This window comes from Acinetobacter sp. 102 (assembly GCF_037028485.1).
Taxonomy (GTDB): domain Bacteria; phylum Pseudomonadota; class Gammaproteobacteria; order Pseudomonadales; family Moraxellaceae; genus Acinetobacter; species Acinetobacter higginsii.
This window is the reverse complement of the sequence record NZ_JAZEZK010000067.1, coordinates 1-605: the sequence shown is the minus strand read 5'-3', so window position 1 is coordinate 605 and position 605 is coordinate 1. Positions and strand designations below refer to the sequence as shown.

The 605-nt window shown below is 39.7% G+C and carries 2 pseudogenes; both read left to right on the top strand.

The features are described 5' to 3' along the window. A pseudogene (locus WA352_RS21760) lies at positions 1-348 on the top strand (SMODS domain-containing nucleotidyltransferase); the annotation flags it as partial. Continuing rightward, positions 348-605: pseudogene (locus WA352_RS21755) on the top strand (ThiF family adenylyltransferase); the annotation flags it as partial. The pseudogenes WA352_RS21760 and WA352_RS21755, both read left to right, overlap by 1 nt.

Below are 605 nucleotides of genomic sequence, written 5' to 3'. Positions count from 1 at the left end.
AATTCTTATGGGATTTATGCGTCACTAGGCATAATTCCACATTTAGAAGATCCTGGTGTTGCAGGCAATAATGTTTTTTCTGCGGTCACAGCAGATGAGTTCAAAACTTTTTATGAAAAGGTAGAAGAACAAGCTGCTATTGCAAGAAACGCCTTAAATGAAACAGATGATGATAAAGCATTAGCCCTATGGCGGCAGGTTCTGGGTAATCGTTTTCCACGTTCGGCATCACACAAAAGTGCAAACTCTGCTGATATGGCCAGCTCTTTAATCCGTTCTGCTCTAGGTGCGGGATTAACATTTCCATCAACCCCTGTTTATCCAAATAAACCAGGAGGCTTTGCGTAATGGAACTGCTAAAAACACCATTAGAACGCCTAGCTCAAGAACGGCAGTTATTGACTGATCTTGAGAAAGAGAAAAATAGTTTTAAGATTCAGGAGTGGAACTCAACAGAAACAAATGAATTGCATTTGAACTTCTCTCTAAAGATAGGAACTATAGATTTTAATGGTGTTTTAGTATATCCAGAGCTTTTCCCAGAGCTACCAGCATATATACGCCCACAAAAATCTGGTGAAAGATGGAGTATCTTGCACCAGTAT